Origin of the sequence: Limnohabitans sp. (assembly GCF_046052765.1) — a bacterium.
In the GTDB taxonomy this organism is placed as follows: Bacteria; Pseudomonadota; Gammaproteobacteria; order Burkholderiales; family Burkholderiaceae_C; genus Limnohabitans.
Genome location: NZ_JAVLFQ010000019.1, coordinates 1 through 2,303, shown reverse-complemented (window position 1 = coordinate 2,303; position 2,303 = coordinate 1). Strand labels below are relative to the sequence as shown.

Here is a 2,303-nt window from a genome sequence, read left to right as displayed (position 1 = left end):
GATCTCGCGCGGCTGCTGGAGACCATGGCCGGTTATGACGATCGTGCGCCGCTGTCGCTGGCCAGTTTGCCGCCAGGCTGGTCTTCACAGTTACAACCCAAGGCCAAAGGCTTGCGCGTGGGTTGGCTGGGTGATTTGAACGGCTATTTACCGATGGAGGCGGGCGTGTTGGAGGCCTGTGAAAACGGTTTGCAGCGCTTGACTAACCTAGGCGCTCATGTGGAGCCTGTGACACCGAACTTTTCTGCGCCTTCGGTTTGGCAGACCTGGCTGGCTTGGCGGAGGGTGCTGACCGCCTCGCGTATCGCACCCATGGTGGCCAAGGGGCGGGACCAGGTCAAGCCCGAAGCACTGTGGGAATTTGACCAGGCTGCAGGCATGACTGCGCCCGATTTTTTACAGGCAAGTACCAAACGCAGCGCGTTTTACCAACATATGTTGGCGTTGCTCAGCCGCTTTGACATGTTGGTCTTGCCCAGCGCTCAAGTCTGGCCGTTTGCCATAGACCTACGTTGGCCAGCCTCGGTAAAAACACTGAATGGGCCGGTGCAGATGGACACCTACCACCGCTGGATGGAGGTGACGCTTTACGCCAGTCTGGCGGGTTTGCCCGCACTGAATGTCCCCTGTGGATTCAATACACAAGGACTGCCCATGGGCATGCAACTGATTGGTCAACCTCGTGGTGATGTGGCACTCTTGGCAACCGGGTTGGCGTATGAAGAAGCGGTGGGGGATTGGTTAGCGGTGCGACCAGCCTAAGCTGAACTTCAACAGTTGGGTCTGCGCCAGCGGCAGCTTTTGCTTCACTTCATGGTCAACAAAACCACACACCCTGTCAACACTAAAACCGCACCTGCTAGCAACCATTTCAACTGTGATTGCAAACGCTTGACCATGGCAATCAAGCCGGCTTGTTGCTCGGCCAATTCGGTCATGGTCTGCGCCATGCTTTGTTGAACCGCTGCTTGTTCTTGGAGTTGCTTTTGCAAAGCCATTGAGCGTGAGTTCAATTCCTCAAGGCTGGGCAACGCCTCGGTTTCTTGTACCGCTGAGGTGTCAGACCCCGGCGCCGCTGCACCCCGGTGTTTGTCAATCAAACTGCGTGCTTTGTCCAATACGCCGGGCGCGTGCTCGATGACCTTGTCCCAAGGCACGACCTTGAGTGCGCTTAACCATGAAATGGCCATGTTTGTGTCCTCAGACTCGGGTGGTGTGATGGCATTAAGCATAGCGGGGTTCATAGGGCAGTTTCAGATTCGGGATCATCCCTGGGTTTTAGTTCGATCAAGCCATTGACGGCCCACGTGCAGCGAAACTCCAAACACAGCTATGATTGACGTTACGTCAACTTGTGGAAATCAGATGCCCTCCACAAGTCCCCTTTTATGTTCATTGTTTACGCCTGAACTTATCTTCTCACCATGACCGATTTATCCGCTGAATTTCAAGCGCTCGCCCAATACAAACCCAAACACAAGGTGCGCTTTGTCACAGCTGCCAGTTTGTTTGACGGTCATGACGCTGCCATCAACATCATGCGCCGTATCTTGCAAGGTATGGGCGCTGAAGTCATACACCTTGGTCACAACCGCTCGGTGGATGAGGTCGTTACCGCTGCATTACAGGAAGACGTGCAAGGTATTGCCATCAGTTCTTACCAAGGTGGCCATGTCGAGTATTTCAAATACATGGTCGATTTACTGCGCCAGCGTGGAGGCGCACACATACAGGTGTTCGGCGGCGGTGGCGGTGTCATCGTGCAAGAAGAAATCGACGAATTGCAAGCCTATGGCGTGACCCGCATTTACAGCCCGCAAGATGGTCAGCGCATGGGCTTACAAGGCATGATCGGCGAGATGATCATGCGCTGCGACCTGGACTTATGCGCTTATGCGCCCACCGCCATCGAGGCGATACAAGGTCACACACCAAGCAGTTGGCGCGCACTGGCGCAACTCATCACCGCGCTGGAAACACCGACTGCAGCGATCGAGGGTTTGCGTTCGCAACTGAAAACGCAGGCCGCTGCGCTGAAAGTACCCGTCATAGGCATCACCGGCACCGGCGGTGCGGGCAAGTCTTCGCTCACAGATGAGTTGATACGCCGCTTTCGCTTGGACCAAGGTGACGCCTTACGCATTGCCGTCATTTCGATTGACCCGTCGCGACGCAAAAGCGGCGGTGCGCTCTTGGGCGACCGTATACGCATGAACGCTATTTCTCCGTGGATCAAATTGGGGTCAGGCGAATTGGGGTCAGAATTGGGGTCAGATACCGATTTTTCGAAGCAAAATTAGGTA

General features: G+C 55.2%; 2 protein-coding genes and 1 pseudogene. 2 read left to right on the top strand and 1 reads right to left on the bottom strand.

Annotation, left to right across the window (positions count from 1 at the left end; genetic code table 11):
• Positions 1-762: amidase family protein (locus AC9UG7_RS01790; protein WP_509583501.1), on the top strand; the 762-nt coding region annotated here is incomplete at its 5' end.
• Positions 763-806: 44 nt separating this feature from the next.
• Here AC9UG7_RS01790 and AC9UG7_RS01785 read toward each other — a convergent pair.
• On the bottom strand, positions 807-1,190 hold the full coding sequence (locus AC9UG7_RS01785; RefSeq protein WP_509583499.1) for a hypothetical protein: 384 nt from the start codon (positions 1,188-1,190) through the stop codon (positions 807-809).
• Between the two features lie 234 nt (positions 1,191-1,424).
• On the opposite strand from AC9UG7_RS01785, the pseudogene AC9UG7_RS01780 reads away from it, so the two are divergent.
• A pseudogene (locus tag AC9UG7_RS01780) lies at positions 1,425-2,267 on the top strand (cobalamin B12-binding domain-containing protein); the annotation flags it as partial.
• Positions 2,268-2,303: the final 36 nt, after the last annotated feature.

Coding starts and splice junctions, on each gene's coding strand:
- AC9UG7_RS01785 (WP_509583499.1), bottom strand. CDS start 1,190: ATGGCCATTTCATGGTTAAGCGCACTCAAGGTCGTGCCTTGGGACAAG.